At 71.7% G+C, this 20,374-nt stretch carries 19 protein-coding genes; 8 read left to right on the forward strand and 11 right to left on the reverse strand.

The window, feature by feature from the left end:
* The first annotated feature begins 88 nt into the window (after positions 1 to 88).
* The gene (locus FPV26_RS08315) at positions 89 to 2,398 is read left to right on the forward strand and encodes a reprolysin-like metallopeptidase (RefSeq protein ID WP_147653421.1); all 2,310 of its coding nucleotides are present in this window, start codon (positions 89 to 91) and stop codon (positions 2,396 to 2,398) included.
* Positions 2,399 to 2,506: 108 nt separating this feature from the next.
* Here FPV26_RS08315 and FPV26_RS08320 read toward each other — a convergent pair whose 3' ends face one another.
* A complete protein-coding gene (locus tag FPV26_RS08320) occupies positions 2,507 to 3,445 on the reverse strand; it encodes an electron transfer flavoprotein subunit alpha/FixB family protein (RefSeq protein ID WP_147653422.1) in 939 nt (312 codons plus the stop codon).
* Positions 3,445 to 4,197: an electron transfer flavoprotein subunit beta/FixA family protein gene (locus tag FPV26_RS08325; RefSeq protein WP_147653423.1), complete on the reverse strand. Its 753-nt coding sequence runs from the start codon at positions 4,195 to 4,197 to the stop codon at positions 3,445 to 3,447. Before FPV26_RS08325 ends, FPV26_RS08320 begins: the two co-directional genes overlap by 1 nt.
* Positions 4,198 to 4,354: 157 nt before the next feature.
* Here FPV26_RS08325 and FPV26_RS08330 point away from each other — a divergent pair, with 157 nt between their 5' ends.
* Both FPV26_RS08330 and FPV26_RS08335 read left to right on the forward strand, forming a co-directional pair.
* Positions 4,355 to 5,086: a CoA transferase subunit A gene (locus FPV26_RS08330; protein WP_147653424.1), complete on the forward strand. Its 732-nt coding sequence runs from the start codon at positions 4,355 to 4,357 to the stop codon at positions 5,084 to 5,086.
* Positions 5,087 to 5,096: 10 nt separating this feature from the next.
* Complete coding sequence (locus FPV26_RS08335) at positions 5,097 to 5,729, forward strand: CoA transferase subunit B (RefSeq protein ID WP_147653425.1); 633 nt, start codon at positions 5,097 to 5,099, stop codon at positions 5,727 to 5,729.
* A 68-nt stretch (positions 5,730 to 5,797) separates the two neighbouring features.
* On the opposite strand, the gene FPV26_RS08340 is transcribed toward FPV26_RS08335, so the two are convergent.
* Entirely contained in the window at positions 5,798 to 7,414 is a 1,617-nt protein-coding gene (locus FPV26_RS08340) for an electron transfer flavoprotein-ubiquinone oxidoreductase (RefSeq protein ID WP_147653426.1), read from the reverse strand.
* A 99-nt stretch (positions 7,415 to 7,513) separates the two neighbouring features.
* Here FPV26_RS08340 and FPV26_RS08345 point away from each other — a divergent pair, with 99 nt between their 5' ends.
* Positions 7,514 to 8,104 (forward strand): alpha-ketoglutarate-dependent dioxygenase AlkB family protein, encoded by a 591-nt coding sequence (locus FPV26_RS08345; RefSeq protein ID WP_147653427.1) that lies wholly within the window; start codon positions 7,514 to 7,516, stop codon positions 8,102 to 8,104.
* Here FPV26_RS08345 and FPV26_RS08350 read toward each other — a convergent pair.
* The 4 genes from FPV26_RS08350 to FPV26_RS08365 are packed head-to-tail and all read right to left on the reverse strand — an operon-like array spanning position 8,101 to position 11,621.
* Positions 8,101 to 8,769: an ABC-type transport auxiliary lipoprotein family protein gene (locus tag FPV26_RS08350; RefSeq protein WP_147653428.1), complete on the reverse strand. Its 669-nt coding sequence runs from the start codon at positions 8,767 to 8,769 to the stop codon at positions 8,101 to 8,103. The genes FPV26_RS08345 and FPV26_RS08350 overlap by 4 nt on opposite strands.
* Positions 8,766 to 9,692, reverse strand: coding sequence for an MlaD family protein (locus tag FPV26_RS08355; RefSeq protein ID WP_147653429.1), 927 nt, complete (start codon positions 9,690 to 9,692; stop codon positions 8,766 to 8,768). Before FPV26_RS08355 ends, FPV26_RS08350 begins: the two co-directional genes overlap by 4 nt.
* Positions 9,693 to 9,717: 25 nt before the next feature.
* Positions 9,718 to 10,503 (reverse strand): ABC transporter ATP-binding protein, encoded by a 786-nt coding sequence (locus tag FPV26_RS08360; protein WP_147653430.1) that lies wholly within the window; start codon positions 10,501 to 10,503, stop codon positions 9,718 to 9,720.
* Positions 10,503 to 11,621 carry an ABC transporter permease gene (locus FPV26_RS08365; RefSeq protein WP_147653484.1) on the reverse strand — a complete coding sequence of 373 codons (1,119 nt, stop codon included), beginning with the start codon at positions 11,619 to 11,621 and terminating at the stop codon, positions 10,503 to 10,505. The genes FPV26_RS08360 and FPV26_RS08365 overlap by 1 nt, the downstream gene beginning before the upstream one ends.
* A 68-nt stretch (positions 11,622 to 11,689) precedes the next feature.
* On the opposite strand from FPV26_RS08365, the gene FPV26_RS08370 reads away from it, so the two are divergent.
* Positions 11,690 to 12,928, forward strand: a complete 1,239-nt coding sequence (locus FPV26_RS08370) for a threonine/serine exporter family protein (protein ID WP_147653431.1) — start codon at positions 11,690 to 11,692, stop codon at positions 12,926 to 12,928.
* Positions 12,929 to 12,986: 58 nt separating this feature from the next.
* On the opposite strand, the gene FPV26_RS08375 is transcribed toward FPV26_RS08370, so the two are convergent.
* From FPV26_RS08375 to FPV26_RS08385, 3 genes are all read right to left on the reverse strand, one after another.
* Positions 12,987 to 13,352: an H-NS histone family protein gene (locus tag FPV26_RS08375; protein WP_147653432.1), complete on the reverse strand. Its 366-nt coding sequence runs from the start codon at positions 13,350 to 13,352 to the stop codon at positions 12,987 to 12,989.
* A 203-nt stretch (positions 13,353 to 13,555) separates the two neighbouring features.
* Positions 13,556 to 15,259 carry a proline--tRNA ligase gene (locus FPV26_RS08380; RefSeq protein WP_147653433.1) on the reverse strand — a complete coding sequence of 568 codons (1,704 nt, stop codon included), beginning with the start codon at positions 15,257 to 15,259 and terminating at the stop codon, positions 13,556 to 13,558.
* Positions 15,260 to 15,367: 108 nt separating this feature from the next.
* Positions 15,368 to 15,787, reverse strand: a complete 420-nt coding sequence (locus FPV26_RS08385) for a DUF4124 domain-containing protein (protein ID WP_147653434.1) — start codon at positions 15,785 to 15,787, stop codon at positions 15,368 to 15,370.
* A gap of 76 nt (positions 15,788 to 15,863) precedes the next feature.
* On the opposite strand from FPV26_RS08385, the gene pssA reads away from it, so the two are divergent.
* From pssA to rimI, 3 genes are read left to right on the forward strand one after another with little or no spacing between them, the layout of a single operon-like run.
* Positions 15,864 to 16,625: a CDP-diacylglycerol--serine O-phosphatidyltransferase gene (gene pssA, locus FPV26_RS08390; protein ID WP_147653435.1), complete on the forward strand. Its 762-nt coding sequence runs from the start codon at positions 15,864 to 15,866 to the stop codon at positions 16,623 to 16,625.
* Between the two features lie 3 nt (positions 16,626 to 16,628).
* Positions 16,629 to 16,913 (forward strand): hypothetical protein, encoded by a 285-nt coding sequence (locus tag FPV26_RS08395; protein ID WP_147653436.1) that lies wholly within the window; start codon positions 16,629 to 16,631, stop codon positions 16,911 to 16,913.
* Between the two features lie 11 nt (positions 16,914 to 16,924).
* On the forward strand, positions 16,925 to 17,410 hold the full coding sequence (rimI, locus tag FPV26_RS08400; protein WP_147653437.1) for a ribosomal protein S18-alanine N-acetyltransferase: 486 nt from the start codon (positions 16,925 to 16,927) through the stop codon (positions 17,408 to 17,410).
* Positions 17,411 to 17,598: 188 nt separating this feature from the next.
* Here the strand turns inward: rimI and FPV26_RS08405 are convergent, their stop codons facing one another.
* Positions 17,599 to 20,373 (reverse strand): valine--tRNA ligase, encoded by a 2,775-nt coding sequence (locus tag FPV26_RS08405; RefSeq protein WP_147653438.1) that lies wholly within the window; start codon positions 20,371 to 20,373, stop codon positions 17,599 to 17,601.
* Between the last annotated feature and the right edge of the window lies 1 nt (position 20,374).

Here is a 20,374-nt window from a genome sequence, read left to right on the forward strand (position 1 = left end):
TGTGGCCGCGAGGATTTCACGACAACATCTGCTCCCGGGGCAAGCGGCTGCCCTGGCTTTACGCCTCGACCATCCATAGGGTTTTGCCATGTTGAACCGTTTCGTGCTCGCCGCCGTGCTGCTGCTGGCTGCGGGCTGTTCGCGCGACTGGGACGGCCGCCGCAGCGGCCTGCAGGCGCGAGATGCCGATGCCACCCCGGCCACGCTCCAGGCCATTCCCGCGGTCCGCAGCGCCGCGCTGGGGGTGCGCACCGGCCAGGGCTTCGCCACGCTGCCCGACCGCGGCGAACTGCTGGCCTACGACCGCGCCCGCCCGGTGCAGCGGCACGGCGCCTACACCCTGCATCCCGTCCAGCTCAGCGAGGAGCATGCGCTGCGCGCGATCGCCACCGGCGAGCTGCGCCTCACCGCGCCCGACGGCACGCCGTTGCGCTTGCACTACCAGCGCCACGTCGAGCACCCTGACGGCAACTGGACCTGGGTGGGGCGCGACGACTCGGGCAGCGACGCGGTCATCACCTTCGGCGAGAAGGCGGTGTTCGGCAGCATCGGCCAGCCCGGCCGCGAGGCGCTGCGCCTGATGACCCAGGCAGGGCGGTCGTGGCTGATCGAGACCGATCCGTCCAAGGTCGCCGACCTGCGCACGCGCAGGCCCGACTACCTGGTGCCGCCGTCCCTGGCCACCGCGGCGGCCGATGCCGCCGGGCCAGCGCCGCCGCTCTCCCCGTCCGGCGCGACCACCAGCACCACGGCGACCACCGTGGACGTGGCGCTGGGCTACACCCCCGGATTCGCCAGCGCCAAGGGCGGCAGCTCGCAGGCGGTCACCCGTCTGTACAACCTGGCGGAGATCACCAACACGGCCTACGCCAACAGCGGGATCAATGCACGCATCCGCGTGGTGCGCACCGTGCTGGTCAATTATCCCGACGCCACGTCCAACCAGGATGCGCTGGAGAAGATGACCGGCTACAAGTCGGGCACCGGACAGATCCCGGTGGATCCGGCCTTCAGCGAGCTGCGCAGTGCGCGCGACCAGTATGGTGCGGACCTGGTGTCTCTGGTCCGCCAGTTCCGCACCCCCGAGAACGATGGCTGCGGCATTGCCTGGCTGATCGGCAGCGGCCTATCCGGCATCAGTCGCAGCAACGCACCGTTCGGTTATTCCGTGGTCAGCGACGGCAGCGACCTGGACGAAGGCGACAGCAAGACGTACTTCTGCCGCGAGGAGACGCTGGCGCACGAGCTCGGGCACAACATGGGGCAGGTGCACAACCAGGAGGACGCCGGGGGGGCCGGCGCGCACGCCTATTCGTACGGCTATCGCGAGGCTTCGGCCAGCGGGTTCTACACGGTGATGGCGTACCGGATGAAGGACAGCAGCCAGTTCCCGATCCGTCATTTCGCCAATCCCGCGGTCAGCTACCAGGGGCGTCCGACCGGCGTGGCGGACACGGCGGACAACGCACGCAGCCTGGCCGTCACGATCCCGATCATCGCTACCTTCCGCGCCACGGTAGTCGGCGACGCACCCATTCCCAGACCGCGCAACGACATCGACGGCGACGGGAAGTCCGATTTGATCCTCCGCAACGGTACGCTGTGGGCCTACTGGCTGATGAACGGCGCCAGCGTGCGTCAGGGGGTGATCGTGGGCGGGGCTGGTGGCGGGTATGCGGTCGAGTACGCCGGCGACTTCAACAACGATGGCCGGACCGAGGTGGTCTACAAGCATCCCGACAACAGGAACATGTGGGTGTGGTTCATGTCCACGTCGGGTGTAGTGACGCCGACGGAGATTGGCACGCCCCCCACTGGCTGGGATGTATTTGCCACTGCCGACATGAATGGCGACGGCAAGACCGATCTGGTGCTTCGCAACGGCAACCAGCTCGCCACCTGGGTCATGAATGGTGCGACGGTGGTGCAGGGCATCGTGTATTCGAACGTCGGAACGCAGTACCGACCCGTCCAGGTCGGCGACTTCGACGGCAATGGTGCCGCCGACGTGATCTACGCCGACGGTACGGGTGGCCTGTATCTGGCCGCTCTGGGGGACAGCGTGACCCTGACCAGGGTCGGGCAGATGGATCCCGGCTACGAACCATTCGCGGCCGATGATATTGACCTTGACGGTCGGGATGACTTGTTGCTCCGCAACGGCAGCTCGCTTGCGTACTGGCTGCTTGACGGTGCGCGCTTGAAAGCGGCCGTCAACCTGGGGAGTGCCGGCGGTACGTACCGGGCGATCCTGGTTGGCGATTTCGATGGTGACGGGTCCGCCAGCGTCCTGTTCCAGAACGACAGCCGGCACATGATGCTGTGGACATTGCGCAGCAGTGGGGTCGTGAGTCGGGCGGTCGGCTCGCCGCCGCCGGGCTGGGTGCTGCTGCCCTGATCCGGTCCGGATGCCGGTGATACCGCGAAGGCCGTCATCGCACGGCCTTCGCGGGTGCGGGAGTTGCGCGCGAACGCGTGGAGCGGCGGTCCGCGCGCCGCAGCGGGCTTACAGCCGCGCCTGCAGCTCCGGCAGGATCTGGAACAGATCCCCCACCAGCCCGATGTCCGCCACCTCGAAGATCGGCGCGTCGGGATCCTTGTTGATGGCCACGATCGTGCCGGCGTCCTTGATGCCGGTCAGGTGCTGGATCGCGCCGGAGATGCCGACGGCGATGTACAGCTCGGGGGCGATGATCTTGCCGGTCTGGCCGACCTGCAGCTCGTTGGGCACGTAGCCGGCGTCCACCGCGGCGCGCGAGGCGCCGACCGCGGCGCCGAGCTTGTCGGCCAGGGCGAAGATGAGCCGGAAGTTCTCCGCCGAGCCGACGCCGCGGCCGCCGGAGACCACGCGCCTGGCGCTCTGCAGGTCCGGGCGGTCGGAGGCGCCGGCGGCCAGGCCGACGTAGCGGGTGTGGGTGGGCAGCGCGGCGTCCACGGTCACGGCCTCGATCGCGGCGCTGCCGCCGCGCGGCGCTTCCGGCCACGAGGCGGTGCGCACGGTGGCCACCACGGTGCGGTCGGCCGGGGCCTCGACGGTGACGATGGCGTTGCCGGCGTAGATCGGGCGCTTGAACGTGTGCGGGCCCTCCACCGCCATCAGGTCGGATACCTGCGGCACGCCGAGCAGCGCGGCCACGCACGGCATCAGATCCTTGCCGAAGGTGGTGCTGGGGCCGAACACGTGGGTGTACCCTTCCGCGAGCCGCGCGACCTGCGGCGCCAGCACCTGGGCGATGGCGTGGGCGTTGGCGGGGTGGGCGACGGTGAGCACCTTGCGCACGCCCGCGATCTGCGCCGCCTCGGCGGCGACCGCGGCCGGGTCGGCGGCCAGCACCACGATGTCCAGCGCCTCGGGCGAGAGCGCCTGCGCCGCGGAGACGCACTTGGCGGTGGCGGCGTTGAGCCTGCCGTCGAGGTGTTCGGCGACGATGAGAACCCTGGCCATCACAGCAACCCCTTCTGCTTGAGCGCGGCGACGAGCTCGGCCGCATCCTTCACCATCACCCCGCGGCTGCGCCTGGGCGGGGGCGCGTACTGCACGGCCCTGAGCCCGGCCGCGGCGTCCACGCCGAGGTCGGCGAACGGGATCGTCTCCAGCGGCTTGCTCTTGGCCTTCATGATGTCCGGCAGCTTGATGAAGCGCGGCTCGTTCAGGCGCAGGTCGGTGGTGACCACGGCCGGCAGCTCGACTTCGAGCGTCTCCAGGCCGGCGTCCACCTCGCGCACGACGGTGGCCTTGCCGCCGGCGACCTCGAGCTTCGAAGCGAAGGTGGCCTGCGGCCGGCCCCACAGGGTGGCCAGCATCTGCCCGGTCTGGTTGGCGTCGTCGTCGATCGCCTGCTTGCCCAGGATCACCAGGTCCGGCCGCTCGCGTTCGACCAGCTTGAGCAGGGCCCGGGCCGCGGTCAGCGGCTGGAGCTCCTGGCCGGGCTCGGTGACCACGTGGATGGCGCGGTTGGCGCCCATCGCCAGGCCGTTGCGCAGGTGCGCCTGGGCGTCGGCGGGGGCGAGGGTGGCGACCACGACCTCCGTGGCGATGCCCTTGTCGCGCAGGCGCAGGGCCTCCTCCAGCGCGATTTCGTCGAAGGGGTTGGCCGACAGCTTGACGCCGTCGGTGACCACGCCGGAGCCGTCCGGCCGGACCTGGATGCGGACGTTGTAGTCCACCACGCGCTTGTAGCCGACGAGGATCTTCATCGTGCAGGGAATGGGGATGCGGCCGGCGGCCAAGAGCCGGCCATTTTACCGGACGCCCCCGCACGGCGCAGGGCGCGGCGCGGTGTTGCCCGAAAGGACGATGAGCCGCCCGGCCCGGCACGCTAGACTCTGCGGTCTTTCGGCACGGGAGACTTTCATGGCTGGACCTGCCGCCGCGGCGCCCAGGGGCGCCGGCAAGCTGTACCCGGACGCGCGCAGCGCGCTCGCCGACCTGGTGGCCGATGGCCAGACCCTCGCGGTCGGCGGCTTCGGCCTGTGCGGCATCCCCGAGGCGCTGATCGCCGCGCTGCGCGATTCCGGGGTGAAGAACCTGACCGTGATCTCCAACAACGCCGGCGTGGACGGCTTCGGCCTCGGCCTGCTGCTGGAGACGCGGCAGATCCGCAAGATGATTTCGTCCTACGTCGGCGAGAACAAGGAGTTCGAGCGCCAGTTCCTGTCCGGCGAGCTCGAGCTCGAGTTCAACCCGCAGGGCACCCTGGCCGAGCGCCTGCGCGCCGGCGGCGCCGGCATCCCGGCCTTCTACACCCCCACCGGCTACGGCACGGTGGTGGCCGAAGGCAAGGAGACGCGCCAGTTCGGCGGCCAGTGGTACGTGCTGGAGACCGCGCTGCGCGCCGACGTCGCGCTGGTCAAGGCATGGAAGGCCGACAAGGCCGGCAACCTGGTGTTCCGCAAGACCGCGCGCAACTTCAACCCGGCCTGCGCGATGGCGGGCAAGGTGTGCGTCGCCGAGGTCGAGCAGCTGGTGGAGATCGGCGAGATCGACCCCGACCACGTGCACCTGCCGGGCATCTACGTGGACCGCATCGTCGTCAACCCGCATCCCGAGAAGCGCATCGAGCAGCGCACCGTGCGCGCCGCGTAAGGAGTCCGCAATGCCCTGGAATCGCGATCAGATGGCGCAGCGCGCCGCGCAGGAACTGGCCGACGGCATGTACGTCAACCTCGGCATCGGCCTGCCGACACTGGTGGCCAACCACATCCCCGAAGGCGTGGACGTCTGGCTGCAGAGCGAGAACGGCCTGCTCGGCATCGGCCCGTTCCCGACCGAGGACGAGGTGGACCCGGACCTGATCAACGCCGGCAAGCAGACCATCACCGCACGCCCGGGGGCGAGCTTCTTCAGCAGCCACGACAGCTTCGCGATGATCCGCGGCGGGCACATCGACCTCGCCATCCTCGGCGCGATGCAGGTCACCGACAAGGGCGACCTGGCCAACTGGATGGTGCCCGGCAAGATGGTCAAGGGCATGGGCGGGGCGATGGACCTGGTGGCCGGCGTGCAGCGCGTGGTGGTGCTGATGGAGCACACCGCCAGGAACGGCGAGCACAAGATCCTCCCGCAGTGCACCCTGCCGCTGACCGGCGTGGGCGTGGTGGACCGGATCATCACCGACCTGGCGGTGTTCGATGTCACGCCCGACGGGCTGGTGCTGCGCGAACTCGCACCCGGCGAGAGCGAGGAGGGGGTGCGCGCCAGAACCGGGGTTCCGTTCGGTCGCAGTTGAACAGCGCCGACACAGGAACGAAAAAACGCCGCCTCCGGGCGGCGTTTTTTCTTCAAGGATCGCGTCCTCTAAAGGTTCTGGTAATTGGGCCCCGCGCCCCCCTCCGGCGTCACCCAGTCGATGATCCGGTAGGGATCCTTGATGTCGCAGGTCTTGCAGTGGACGCAGTTGGCGGCGTTGATCTGCAGGCGCTTGCCGGCGGCGTCCTCGACGATCTCGTACACGCCGGCGGGGCAGAAGCGGGTGCAGGGGTTGGCGTATTCCTCGGCGCAGCGGGTGACGCAGACCGAGGTGTCGGCGACCTGCAGGTGCACCGGCTGGTCCTCGTCGTGCTCGGTGGCGGCGAAGTACACGCCGGCCAGGCGGTCGCGCGGGGGCAGGGTGCGCTCGACCCAGTCGCGTTTGGGCGATTCGTATTCGCCCACCTTCTCCAGCGAGGACCAGTCGGGCTGGTTGCGCAGGGTCCACGGCGACAGGCCGGCAGTGGCGGTCTCCCAGGCGGCGTTGAGCAGGCCGAACCACAGCCCGCGCTTGAAGCCGGGCTTGATGTTGCGAACCTTGCGCAGCTCGGCCATCGCCGGCGAGGCGCGCAGCCTGGCGTCGAAGCCTTCCGGCGCGAGTTTCGATTCGACCAGGTGCTCGGCGGCGAGCATGCCGCTGCGGATCGCCTGGTGGGTGCCCTTGATCTTGGGCACGTTGAGCAGGCCGGCGGTGTCGCCGATCAGCAGCGCGCCGGGCATCTCCACCTTGGGCAGCGACTGCCAGCCGCCGGTGACGATCGCGCGCGCGCCGGCGGAGAGGATGCTGCCGCCCTCGAGCAGGGGTTTGACCAGCGGGTGGTGCTTCCACTGCTGGAACGCCTCCCACGGCTGGTAGCGCGGGTCGCGGTAGTCCAGGCCGCTGACGTAGCCGAGCGCGATGCGGTCCTGGTCGAGGTGGTAGAGGAAGCTGCCGCCGTAGGTGCGGCTGTCGGCGGGCCAGCCGATGCTGTGCACGATCCGGCCGGGGGACACGCGCCCGGCCGGCACCTGCCACAGCTCCTTGATGCCGATCGAGTAGCCCTGCGGGTCGCAGTCGGCGTCGAGCCGGAAGCGCTCGATCAGGCGCTTGGTCAGGTGCCCGCGCGCGCCCTCGGCGAGCACGGTGACCTTGGCGCGGATGTCAATGCCCGGGGTGTAGCCGGGCTTGTGCGAGCCGTCCCGGGCCACGCCCATGTCGCCGATGCGGACGCCGACCACCCGGCCGCTGTCGTCGTGCAGGGTCTGCGCCGCGGCGAAGCCGGGGTAGATCTCCACGCCCAGGGCCTCGGCCTGCGGCGCGAGCCAGGCGCACAGCGCGCCGAGGCTGACGATGAAGTTGCCGTGGTTCTTCATCCCCGGCGGCACCGGCAGCCGGCGGCCGCCGGTCCTGGTCAGGAACCAGAACTCGTCCTCCTGCGCCGGCACGCAGATCGGCGGCGGGGCGTCGCGCCAGCCGGGCAGCAGGGTGTCGAGCGGGCCGGGCTCGATCACCGCGCCGGACAGGATGTGCGCGCCGATGGTGCTGGCCTTCTCGATCACGCACACGCTCAGGCCCGGATCGAGCTGCTTGAGCCGGATCGCGAACGCGAGCCCGGCCGGGCCGGCGCCGACGGTGACGACGTCGTACTCCATCACGTCGCGTTCGACCTGTCCGTCCTCGCTCATGCTGGCAACTCCGCTGGCAATCCGGGGATTTTCCCCGGTTTCCGCGGGGGGCGGCAAATGCGCGGGAGGGAGCGGGGCGGGATGCGGTAGCGTGGGCGCATGCCGCTGCACGCCATCCCCCTGCCCGAGGCCGAACTTGCCTTCGACCCGCACTGGCTGCCCGCGGCCGAGGCCGACGCGCTGTTCGCCGTGCTGCACGCCGGGCTGCCGTGGGAGGTGCACCGGATCCGGCTGTTCGGGCGCGAGGTCGCCTCGCCGCGGCTGTCGTGCTGGATCGGGGATCCCGGGGCGGCCTACACCTATTCCGGCACCCGCTTCGAGCCGCGGCCGTGGCCGGCGCCGCTGGCGCCGCTGCGCGCGCGGCTCGCGGCCGAGCTGGGGGTCGCGTTCAACAGTGTGCTGGCCAACCTCTACCGCGACGGGCGCGACCGCATGGGCTGGCACGCCGACGACGAGCCGGCGCTGGGCCCGGTGCCGGTGATCGCCTCGCTCAGCCTGGGCGCGGCGCGGCGTTTCACGCTCCGGTCGCGGCGCGAGCCTGCGCTGCGGCACGAACTGGTGCTGCCGCACGGCAGCCTGCTGGTGATGGCCGGCGCCACGCAGCGGGCCTGGAAGCACGCGCTGCCGGCGACGGCGCGGCCGGTGGGGCCGCGGATCAACCTGACCTTCCGGCGGATCCTGGACGGCTAGGGCGCGGGCGCCGGATGCGTGCGCTCGTGCGCCTCGCCGCTGGCCAGCACCCAGCCGGCGAGCTCGCCGGTGACCGCGACGAGCGAGCGTTCGAAGGCGGCCACCACGTCCGGCACGGCCGGGCTCGCGGCGGGCGCGGCGTGGACGAAGGTGCGGGCGGCGACCACCTGCGCATCGCGCGCGTGCAGCAGCTTGGCGTTGACCTCGACCACTGCCGCGGGCACGGCGTTGCCGGCGTAGTCGGACTCGAACCGGCGCAGGTCGAGCACCAGCCGGTAGTCGGCGTTGACCCCGCTGCCGCGGCGGGCGACCGCGGGGATGCGGCCGGAATCCTCGAGCGCGCGCAGCAGCGCGTCCTCGAGCATGTCGCTCGGCCGCTTGGCCCAGCCCGCGCCCTTGTACACCTGCAGCTCGTGCGGGGTGGGGCGGACCGCGATGCGCAGGCCGTCGGTCATGGACGCGGCGGTGGGCGAGGCCAGCGCGAGCTGCCAGCGCACCGTCGGCCAGGCGGGATCGGCGGGCACGCGCGGATCGGGCGCGTACAGCGTGGCCGGGGGGCCGTTCGAGGCGCCGAGCAGGGCGCAGCCAGCGAGGGCGGGCAGGGCCAGGGCGAGGGCGAGGGCAGCCCCGCGCAGGGCGGCAGGACGTCCGGGACGGGCGTTCATTCCGGTTCGAACTCCTTGGTGGCGTCGCGGCCGAGCAGGTAGCCGGCGGGGTTCTGGTCGAGGCGGTCGCTGATCCGGCGCAGGCTCAGCACCAGCGCGCGCAGTTCGACCAGGGTGGGGCCGAGCTGGGCCAGGCCGTCCCCGGCGAAGCTGCCGATCGCGCCGCGGTTCTCGGCCAGGATCCCGTTGGCATTGGCCGCGGCCGATTCCAGTTCGCGCAGGGTGCGATCCAGGCGCGAGGTCAGCGCCGGCAGCTTGTCCACCAGTTCGCGGTCTATGTCCTGCAGCGCGGCGTTGGTGGTGCGCAGGGTGGTCTCGAGCTGTTCGCTGGACTTGCGCGCCGCCACGATCAGCGCGCGCAGGTCCTCGCGCTGGCCGGCGACCGCGCCGGTCATCGCTTCCAGGCTCTCGAGGGTGTTGGCGATGCGGCGCACGTTCTGCTCGCTCAGCACCTCGTCGAGGCGCGCGACCAGGCGGTTGGCGGTGTCGGCGATGTTCTGCAGCGCGGACGGCTCGGTGCGGATCAGCGGCAGGTCGTCGCGCTCGCGCGGCAGCAGGCGCGGCGCGCCGGGGGTGCCGCCGCTGAGCTGGATGAAGGTCGGGCCGGTCAGGCCGTCCTGCGAGATCTTGGCGCGGGTGTCGGTCTTGATCGGGGTCTGGGCGTCGATGCGCACGATCGCCAGCACCTGGCGCGGGTCGTCGGGCGCCAGCTTGAGCTCCTGCACGGTGCCCACGGTGATGCCGTTGTAGCGCACGCTGCCGCCCACCGACAGGCCGGTGACGGCCTCGTTGAAGATGATCCGGTAGCGGATCCACTCGCGCTCCGAGGACCAGTTCGCCGCCCACAGCGCGAACAGCAGGCCGAACACGCTCACCACCAGGGTGAAGGCGCCGATCAGGACGTAGTTGGCTCGGGTTTCCATCGGCCGGTCTCCGGTGTGGCCCGCCTCATGCCGGCAGCGGACGCGCCGCGCGCGCCGCCCGCGCGCGCGGGCCGTGGAAGTACGCCTGCACCCAGGGGTGGTCGAAGCGCTCGACTTCGGCGACCGGGGCGGTGACCAGGACCCGGCGGTCGGCGAGCACCGCGACCCGGTCGCAGATCGTATACAGGGTGTCGAGGTCGTGGGTGATCAGGAACACGGTCAGCCCCAGCGCCTGCTGCAGGGTGCGGATCAGCGCGTCGAACGCGGCCGCGCCGATCGGGTCCAGGCCGGCCGTGGGCTCGTCCAGGAACAGCAGCGGCGGATCGAGCGCGAGCGCGCGCGCCAGCCCGGCGCGCTTGCGCATGCCGCCGGAGAGCTGCGCCGGCAGCTTGTCGAGCGCGTCGGCGGGCAGGCCGGCGAGCTTGACCTTGAGCAGCGCCAGCTCGTAGCGCAGCGAATCCGGCAGCTCGGGATAGTGCTCCTTGAGCGGCACTTCCACGTTCTCGCCGACGGTCAGCGAGGAGAACAGCGCGCCGTCCTGGAACAGCACGCCGGTGTTGCGCTCGATCAGGGCGCGCGTGGCCGGGTCCTCGCTGCGCGCGTCCACGCCCAGCACATCGATCCGGCCGGCGTCGGGCCGGCGCAGGCCCAGGATCGAGCGCATCAGCACCGACTTGCCGGTGCCCGAGCCGCCGACCACGCCCAGGATCTCGCCGCGGCGCACGTCCAGGTCGAGCCCCTCGTGCACGACCTGCGCGCCGAAGCGGTTGAGCAGCCCGCGCACGCGGACGATGGGTTCGGCCTCGTGCATCACCAGTCCATCCGCATGAACCACAGCGCCATCAGCGCGTCTATCACGATCACCAGCGAGATCGTCTGCACCACGCTCGAGGTGGTGCGCTCGCCCACCGACTGCGCGGTGCCCTCGACCTGCAGGCCCTCCAGGCAGCCGATCAGCGCGATCACCACCGCGAACAGCGGCGCCTTGCTGATCCCGACCAGGAAGTGCCGCACTTCCATGGTCGCGTCCATCCGCGCCAGGTACGCCTGCGGCGGGATCTCCAGGCTGAAGGCGCCCACGGTCAGGCCGCCGAGCAGGCCGAAGATCATGGCGATGAACGCCAGCAGCGGCAGCATCACCAGCAGCGCGATCACCCGCGGCAGCACCAGCAGGTCGATCGGATCCAGGCCGAGGGTGCGGATCGCGTCCACCTCCTCGCGGCTCTTCATCGCCCCGATCTGGGCGGTGAACGCGCTCGCGGTGCGCCCGGCGAGGATGATCGCGGTCAGCAGCACGCCGAACTCGCGCAGGAACGCGATCGAGACCAGTTCGACCACGTAGATCTCGGCGCCGAAGTCGCGCAGGATGTTGGCGCCGAGGAACGCGATCACCGCGCCGACCAGGAACGACAGCAGCGCCACCAGCGGCACCGCGTCCAGGCCGACCTGCTCCATGTGGAAGACGGTGGAGGTGAGGCGGAAGCGGCGCGGCTCGGCGAACAGGCGCGCCGCCTTGACCAGGTTCTCGCCCAGGAACGCGACCAGCGCGGCGATCTCGCGCGCGTTGTCGTGCACCGCATAGCCCAGCCGCGCCAGCGCCGCGGCCACGCCGTACTCGCGCTTGCGCGGCGGGCGCTCGTCGGCGACGTCCTCGATCGCCGCCACCAGCGCGCGGTGCTCGTCGCGGAACGCGAACGCCTCCAGGGGCAGCCCGCGGCGGCGGGCGAAGCGCAGCAGCTGCAGCACGCCGGCCGAGTCGAGCCGCTCGATGCCGCGCGCGTCCACCGCGCTCACGCCCTCGGGCGCGCCGCGCAGGGTCTCGGCGATCGCGGCCGCATGCGCCAGCACCCAGTTGCCGAGCAGGCGCAGGCGCGAGGGATCGCCTTCGTCCAGGGCGACTTCCGGCGGCAGGCTGGGATCGAGAACCATCGCCGCGAGCATACCGAAAGCCGGCGCGCGCTTGCGCCCGAGGGCCGGACGCATGCGATGCTGGGGCCATGTCGCCCGCCGAATCCGCCAGCGTCTCCCAGCGCGTCGCCTTCGTCATCGAACTGGCCGAACGCCTGCACGCCTACGGCACCACCGCGCAACGCCTCGAAGGCGCGATCGCGGCGGTGGCGCACAAGCTCGGCCTGGCCTGCGAGCCGTGGGTGAACCCGACCGGGATGATCCTCTCGTTCAGCGACCGCAGCCGCCCGGGCGGCGAGTCCATCACCCGCGTGATCCGCACCGGCCTGGGCGAGACCGACCTGTCCAAGCTGTGCCGGGCCGACCGCATCGCCGAGGAGGTGATGGCCGGGCGGATGGGCATCGCCGAGGGTCTGGCCGCGCTGGAGGTGCTCGACCGCGCGCCGCGCCGGCGCGGCCGGGTGCTGCAGGTGCTGGCCTTCGGCCTGGCCTCGGCCGCGGTCGCCGGGCTGCTGCGGCTGCCGTGGCTGGACATCGCCACCGCCGGCCTGATCGGGCTGATGATCGGCCTGCTCGAGCAGCTCGCGGCGCGGCGGCCGCGGCTGCAGGAGGCCTCGGACGCGATCGCCGGGCTGGTGGCCGGCTTCACCGCGATCGCGGTCGCGAGCCTGGTCGGCCCGCTCAACCTCAACACCGTCACCATCGCCGCGCTGGTGGTGCTGCTGCCCGGCATGGCGCTGACCAACGCGGTCAACGAACTCACCAGCCGGCACCTGGTCTCGGGCACGGCGCGCTTCGCCGGCGCGCTGACCACGATCTTCAAGCTCACCGTCGGCACCGCGATCGCACTGACCATCGCGCAGTTCATGGGCCTGGAACCGGCGGTGCGCGCCTGGCGGCCGCAGCCGGACTGGGTGGAATGGAGCGCGGTGGCGCTGGGTGCGTTCGCGTTCGCGGTGCTGTTTCGCGCGCACCCGCGCGACTACCTGCTGGTGATGCTGGCGGCGGCCAGCGGCTACGTGATCGCGCGGCTGGGCGGGCAGGCGTTCGGCAGCCCGGCCGGGGTGTTCCTGTCCGCGCTGGCGACCACCGCCGCCGGCAACGCCTACGCGCGCTGGGTGCGGCGTCCCGGCGCGCTGATCCGGGTGCCCGGCCTGATCATGCTGGTGCCCGGCAGCGTGGCGCTGCGCGGGGTGATCAACCTGGTCCAGCAGCAGAGCCTGGACGCCGGCCAGGACGCGCTGATCGCGGCGCTCAACACCCTGATGGCGCTGGTCGCCGGGCTGCTGTTCGGCAACCTGCTGGTGTCGGCGCGGCGCAACCTGTAGCGCGGCGCGCAAGCGCGCAGAGTGGAAACGGAAACGCCGGCTTGCGCCGGCGTTTCCATCACTTGATCAGGAATTCCTCGAGCTTGCGGCCCTGCGCCAGCAGCGCCGCCAGCCAGCGCGGCGGCACGCCGCGGCCGGCCCAGGTCTGCGCCGGGTCGTCCGGGTTGCGGTACTTCGGCGGCACCTTGCCGCCCTTGCGCGCCTTGCCGGGCTTGGCCGCGGCCTTGCGCGGCGCGGCGGGCGCCCTGGCCGCGCCACCGAACAGCTCGGCCAGGGTGTAGCCCTCGGCCTTGAGCAGCGCCAGCACCTTGCGCCGCACGGCCGCGGCCGACTTGCGCTTGCTCAGCTGGGTCTTGCGCTTCTTCGCCTGGTTGATCAAGGCCTCCAGCTCCTTGGCCGACAGGCCGCTCAGGTCAATGGACATGCAGTGCTCCGGGAAGTCGTTGGGGGAAACGGGAGAGGGGGGTGGTATTGCCACGGATTTACACGGATGGACACGGATAGAACAAGTCAGGGAGAGAGCAACGCCGACAGGCGCCGAAGCCGATGCAACCCCTCGCAATCCACCGTCTTCCTGGTTGCTCCTGATCCGTGTTCATCCGTGCAGATCCGTGGCAAAAAACGCTTTTACCCCCGCCCGGCCAGCCGCGCCAGCAGCGTCGCGCGGTCGAGCTGTTCGGACCCGGCCGCGGTGCGGGCGCGGTATTCGAAGGTGCCGGCGGCCAGGCCGCGTTCGGAGACCACCACCCGGTGCGGGATGCCGATCAGCTCGATGTCGGCGAACATCGCGCCCGGGCGCAGGCCGCGGTCGTCGAGCACGGTGTCCACGCCGGCCGCGGTGAGTTCGCGGTACAGCGCCTCGGCGGCCTCGGCCACGGCGGCGTCCTGCTTCGGGTTGATCACGCACACCGCCACCTGCCACGGCGCCATCGCCTCCGGCCAGACGATGCCGGCGGCATCGAAGTTCTGCTCGATCGCCGCGGCGACGATGCGCGAGACGCCGATGCCGTAGCAGCCCATCGCCGGATGGACCGCCTTGCCCTCGGCGTCGAGCACCGTGCACTGCATGGCCTCGGAATACTTGCGGCCGAGCGCGAACACGTGGCCGACCTCGATGCCGCGGGCGATGCGCAGCACGCCCTGGCCGTCGGGCGAGGGATCGCCCTCGACCACGTTGCGGATGTCGGCGACGAGGTCGGGCTCGGGCAGGTCGCGGCCCCAGTTGACGCCGGTGAGGTGGAAGCCGGCCTGGTTCGCGCCGACCACGAAGTCGGCCATCGCCGCCACGCTGCGGTCGGCGATCACGGTGATCGGGCGCTGCGGCGCGACCGGGCCGAGGAAGCCGGGCTCGCTGCCGAGGTGTTCGCCGATCTCGGCCTCGGTGGCCAGGCGGTATTCGGCCAGGCCCGGCAGCTTGGCCAGCTTGATCTCGTTGACCACGTGGTCGCCGCGCACCAGCGCGAGCACGAAGCCCTGCTCGCCGATCAGCGCCACCGACTTGACCGTGCGCGCGAGCGGAATGCCGAGCAGCGCGGCCACGTCCTCGCAGGTCTTCTGCACCGGCGTGGCCACCTTGCGCATCGGTTCGGCCGCGGCCGGGCGCGGGCCGGGCGCCACCGCCTCGGCCAGCTCGACGTTGGCGGCGTAGTCGGAGCGGTCGGAAAAGGCGATCGCGTCCTCGCCGCTGTCGGCCAGCACGTGGAACTCGTGCGAGGCGCTGCCGCCGATCGCGCCGGTGTCGGCGGCCACCGGCCGGAACTTCAGGCCCAGGCGGGTGAAGATCCGGCAGTAGGTGTCGTACATGTTGCGGTATTCGCGCGCCAGGTCGGCGTCGTCCACGTGGAAGGAGTAGGCGTCCTTCATCAGGAACTCGCGCGCGCGCATCACGCCGAAGCGCGGCCGGATCTCGTCGCGGAACTTGGTCTGGATCTGGAAGAAGTTGACCGGCAGCTGCTTGTAGCTGGACAGCTCCTGGCGGGCGAAGTCGGTGATCACTTCCTCGTGGGTGGGGCCGTAGCAGTACTCGGCCTCCTTGCGGTCCTTGAGCTTGAGCAGCTGGCCGCCGAACTTCTGCCAGCGCCCGGTTTCCTCCCACAGTTCCTTCGGCTGGATCGAGGGCATCAGCAGCTCGATCGCGCCGGCGCGGGTCATCTCCTCGCGCACCACGGCCTCGACCTTGCGCAGCACGCGCAGGCCGAGCGGCGACCAGGTGTAGATGCCGGCGGCGAGCTTGCGCAGCATGCCGGCGCGCAGCATCAGCCGGTGGCTGACGACCTCGGCGTCGGCGGGGGTTTCCTTGACGGTGCGGAGATGGAACTGCGACAGGCGCATCGGCGGCGTTCGTGCGGCGGAAAAGCCGACATTCTGCCATGCGCCCGGGCGCATCCCGGCGCGCGCGATCCGCGCCCTCCCCCGCGTGCGGGGGAGGGGTGGGGGCCGTCAACCGCCGCGGCAGTAGGCCTTGATCGCGGCCTGCGCCAGTTCGGCCTGGCGCGCGCGGGCGGCCTCGTCCAGCGGCGCGTCGGGCTGGCCGTCGCCGTTGGCGTCCAGGCCCACCACCGCGCCGCTGCGCAGGTATTCGAGGTTGCGGCGGGCCTGTTCGCAGCGGGCGCTGTCGCCGGCCGCCGGCGCGGCGGCGCTGCCTGCCGGGGCGGACGCGGGCGCGGGCTCGGCGGCGGGGGGCTTGGCGCGGTCGCCGGCCACCTCGCGGCGCTGGTACTTGGCGCCCTTGGGCGGCGGGGTGCTGGAGTAGTGGGTGACGCCGTTGGCGTCCTTCCACTGGTAGATGGTTTCCGCGGCCTGCGCGGCGAACGCGCCGCAGGCCAGGACCGCGCACAGCAACGGCAGGACACGACGCATGGCGACCTCCGGGGGCAGGCACCCGGGCCGATTGCAGCACCGCCGGCGCGTGCCCGCAAGCGGCTAGACTGGGGGCATGGACGAACGCGCCCCGACCCGCCCGCGCGGCATCTACCTGCTGCCGAACCTGTTCACCACCGGCGGCCTGTTCGCCGGCTTCTTCGCGATCATCGCCGCCTCGCAGGGGCGGTTCGAGGCCGCGTGCGTGGCGATCTTCGTCGCCGCGATCCTGGACGGCATAGACGGGCGGGTGGCGCGCCTGACCAACACCCAGAGCGAGTTCGGGGTGCAGTACGACTCGCTCGCCGACCTGATCAGCTTCGGCATGGCGCCGGCGCTGGTGATGTACCACTGGGCGCTGTCGGCGATGAAGCTCGACGGCGCCACCCTGGGCAAGGTCGGCTGGCTCGCCGCGTTCCTGTACGCGGCCTGCGCGGCGCTGCGCCTGGCGCGCTTCAACACCCAGGTCGGGCAGGTGGACAAGCGCTGGTTCATCGGCCTGGCCAGCCCGGCCGCGGCCGGGCTGATGGCCAGCTTGGTGTGGACCTTCCACGACCTGGGCTGGAGCGGCGCCGAGCTGCGCTACGTCGCGGCGGTGCTGACGGTCACCGCCGGGCTGCTGATGGTGAGCCGGATCCGCTACCACAGCTTCAAGGGCGGCGGCGAAGGGCCGCGCGCGGAGCGGGTGCCGTTCGCGGCGATCGTGGTCGCGGTGGCGGTGATCATCGCGCTGGTGATCGATCCGCCGCGGGTGCTGTTCGCGGCCGCGGCGCTGTACGCGCTGTCGGGACCGGCGCTGTGGCTGGTGCGGCGCTGGCGCGGGCCGGCGGCGGGCTAGGCGATGACGTGGGATCCGTTCCAGCGCGAGGTGCTGGCCGCGCTCGGGTTGCGGCTGTACGTGCCGGCGGCAACACCGCGTGAGGCGCCGGTGGCCGAGGTGTCGCGACCGCGCGCGCCGGATCCGGCGGCGCGGCGCGGCGATGCGGCGTTGCTCGCGGCGCTGGCCCGCGCGGCCGGGGTGACGGTGGAAGCGCTGCCGCCGCTGGACCTGCCGGCGCTGCGCACTCCGGCGGCCAAGCGCGCGCTGTGGCCGACCTTGCGGGCGCTGCGGCGGGCGCGCCACTAGCGGGAGGCGGGATGAGCGCGATCGCGGTCGAACCGGCTCCATCCCCGGCGCAGCTGCGGCCGATGCGCGAGGACGATCTGGAGGCGGTGCTGGCGATCGAGCAGCGCGCCTATGCATTCCCGTGGACGCGGGGGATCTTCCGCGACTGCCTGGCCGCGGGTTATCCGGCCTGGGTGCTGGAGCAGGACGGGGCGGTGATCGGCTACGGGGTGCTGAGCGTGGCCGCCGACGAGGCGCACGTGCTCAACGTGTGCACGGCGCCGGAGGCGCAGGGGCGCGGGCACGGGCGGCGGTTGCTGCGGGCGCTGCTGCAGGTGGCGCGGGCGCGGCGGGCGCAGCGGGTGTTCCTGGAGGTGCGTCCGTCGAACGCGGTGGCGATCGCGCTGTACCACAGCGAGGGGTTCAACGAGATCGGGCGGCGCCCGCGCTATTACCCGGCGCACGAGGGGCGCGAGGACGCGATCGTGATGGGGATGGAATTGTTGCCGCCGGGGTGAGGGGCGGCGGAGTGGCGCGCGTAGAAGCTTGGTCGCCGCCGCCCGCGACGGGGTGGTTCCCGTCAGGACACGCCGTGAATACGTCCATGTAGGCTCGTCCGCGGCATCCGTGCCGCGCGGTTCTGCCGGGAGCCACCCCGCCACGGGCGGCGGGGTGAGGCTTGGCAGGACCTTGCCGTGGACGCGTGTTATCCGCCCAACCGCGCCCGCTGCGCGGCCAGGGCGTCGCGCTGGGCGCTCCAGTCGGCCAGGCGCTGGCGTTCCTGTTCGACCACCGCGGCGGGGGCGTTCTGGACGAAGGTGGGGTTGCCGAGCTTGGTCTGGCACTTGCCGATCTCGGCTTCGACCCGCTTGAGTTCCTTGTCCAGGCGCGCGCGTTCGGCGCCCAGGTCCACCAGGCCTTCCAGCGGCACGAACAGCTTGAGTTCGCCGACCAGGCCGGCGGCGGCCGGGGGCGGGTCGCCGGCGTGCGTGGCGATGCGTTCGATCCGGGCCAGGAACTTCAGCTGCGCCTCGAAGCGGGCCACGCGCGCGGCGTCGGCGGCGTCGCCGCCCTGCAGCAGCAGCGCGATCGGCTTCGACGGCGCGAGGTTGAGCTCGCTGCGGATGCGGCGCAGGGCGGTGACCATGGCCTTGAGCCATTCCACGTCGGCCTCGGCGGCGGCGTGGTCGCCGGCGACGTCGGCCGCCTGCGGGTAGGGCCGCAGCATGATCGTGGTCTCGGTCAGGCCGAGCCTGGGCGCGAGGTGGCGCCACAGCGCCTCGGTCACGAACGGGACCAGCGGGTGCAGCAGGCGCAGCAGCGCCTCGAGCACGTACAGCAGGGTGTGGCGGGTGCTGGCCGCGGCGGCCGCGTCCTGGCCGTTCAGGGCCGGCTTGGCCAGCTCCACGAACCAGTCGCAGAACTCGTTCCAGGCGAACTCGTACAGGGCCTGGGCGAGCAGGTCGAAGCGGTAGGCGGCGAACTGGGCCTCGGCCTCGGCGCAGACCCTGGCCAGGCGGGCCAGGATCCAGCGCTCGGGGTCGGTCTGCGGCTGCGGCGCGCCGGCGGCCGTGAACCCGTCGGTGTTCATCAGCACGAAGCGGGTGGCGTTCCACAGCTTGTTGCAGAAGTTCTTGTAGCCCTCGGCGCGGCCGAGGTCGAACTTGATGTCGCGGCCGTGGCCGGCGAGCGCGGCGATGGTGAAGCGCAGCGCGTCGGCGCCGAAGGCGGGGATGCCCTCGGGGAACTCCTTGCGCGTGGCCTTCTCGATCTTCGCCGCCATCTGCGGCTGCATCAGGCCGGTGGTGCGCTTGCGCACCAGGTCGTCGGCCGAGATGCCGTCGATGATGTCGAGCGGATCGAGGATGTTGCCCTTCGACTTGGACATCTTCTGCCCGTGCGCGTCGCGCACCAGGCCGGTGATGTACACGTCGCGGAACGGCACCCGACCGGTGAAGTGGTCGGTCATCATGATCATCCGCGCGACCCAGAAGAAGATGATGTCGAAGCCGGTGACCAGCACCGAGGACGGCACGTAGCGCTCGAAGCCGCGCGCGCGCATGGCCGCTTCATCGGGCCAGCCCATGGTCGAGAACGGCCACAGCGCGGAGGAGAACCAGGTCTCCAGCACGTCGGTGTCCTGGCGCAGGGCGACGTCCGCGCCCAGGCCGTGCCGGGCGCGCACCTCGGCCTCGTCACGGCCGACGTACGCCTTGCCCGCTGCGTCGTACCACGCCGGGATGCGGTGGCCCCACCACAGCTGGCGCGAGATGCACCAGTCCTGGATGTTCTCCATCCAGTGCCGGTAGGTGTTGATCCAGTTGCCGGGCACGAAGCGGATCTGGCCGCGCTCGACCAGCTCCAGGCCGCGCCGGGCCAGGCCGTCCATCTTCACGAACCACTGGTCGGTCAGGTACGGCTCGATCACCTGGCCGGTGCGGTCGCCGCGCGGCACCTGCAGCTTGTGCGGTTTGGCCTCGACCAGCAGGCCCTGCGCCTCGAGGTCGGCCAGCACCGCCTTGCGCGCGACCATGCGGTCCAGGCCGCGGTAGCGCTCGGGGACGTGGTCGTCGAGCGTGGCCTCGGGGGTGAAGATGTTGAGCAGCGGCAGGCCGTGGCGCTGGCCCACCGCGTAGTCGTTGAAGTCGTGCGCGGGCGTGACCTTGACCACGCCGGTGCCGAACGCGCGGTCCACGTAGGCGTCGGCGATCACCGGGATCTCGCGCCCGGTCAGGGGCAGGCGCACCGTTTTGCCGACCAGGTGCGCGTAGCGCTCGTCCTCGGGGTGCACCATCACCGCGGTGTCGCCGAGCATGGTCTCCGGGCGGGTGGTGGCCACCACCAGTTCGCCGCTGCCGTCGGCGAGCGGGTAGCGGATGGACCACAGGAAGCCGTCCTCCTCCTCGTTGACCACCTCGAGGTCGGAGATCGCGGTCTTCAGCACCGGATCCCAGTTGACCAGGCGCTGGCCGCGGTAGATCAGGCCCTGCTCGTGCAGGCGCACGAACGCCTCGGTCACCGCCCTGGCCGCCATCGGGTCCATCGTGAACACGCTGCGCGACCAGTCGCCGGAGGCGCCCAGGCGGCGCATCTGCCGCTCGATGGTGTCGCCGGACTGCCGCTTCCACTCCCAGACCCGGGCGATGAAGCCCTCACGCCCGAGCGAATCGCGGGTCTCGCCCTGGCCCTCCAGGGCCAGGTTGCGGCTGACCACCATCTCGGTGGCGATGCCGGCGTGGTCGGTGCCCACCTGCCACAGCACATCAAAGCCGCGCATGCGGTGGTAGCGGATCAGTGCGTCCTGCAGCGTGTGCTGGAACGCGTGGCCCATGTGCAGGGTGCCGGTGACGTTGGGCGGCGGCAGCAGGATGCAGTACGGCGTGCCCTCGCCGCGCGGCTTGAACACGCCGCTGGCCTCCCATTCCTGGTACAGGCGGGATTCGAAGCTCGCGGGGTCGTAGCTGGGGGCCAGGGTGCTCATG

Source organism: Vulcaniibacterium gelatinicum, assembly GCF_008033445.1.
Taxonomy (GTDB): Bacteria; Pseudomonadota; Gammaproteobacteria; order Xanthomonadales; family Xanthomonadaceae; genus Vulcaniibacterium_B; species Vulcaniibacterium_B gelatinicum.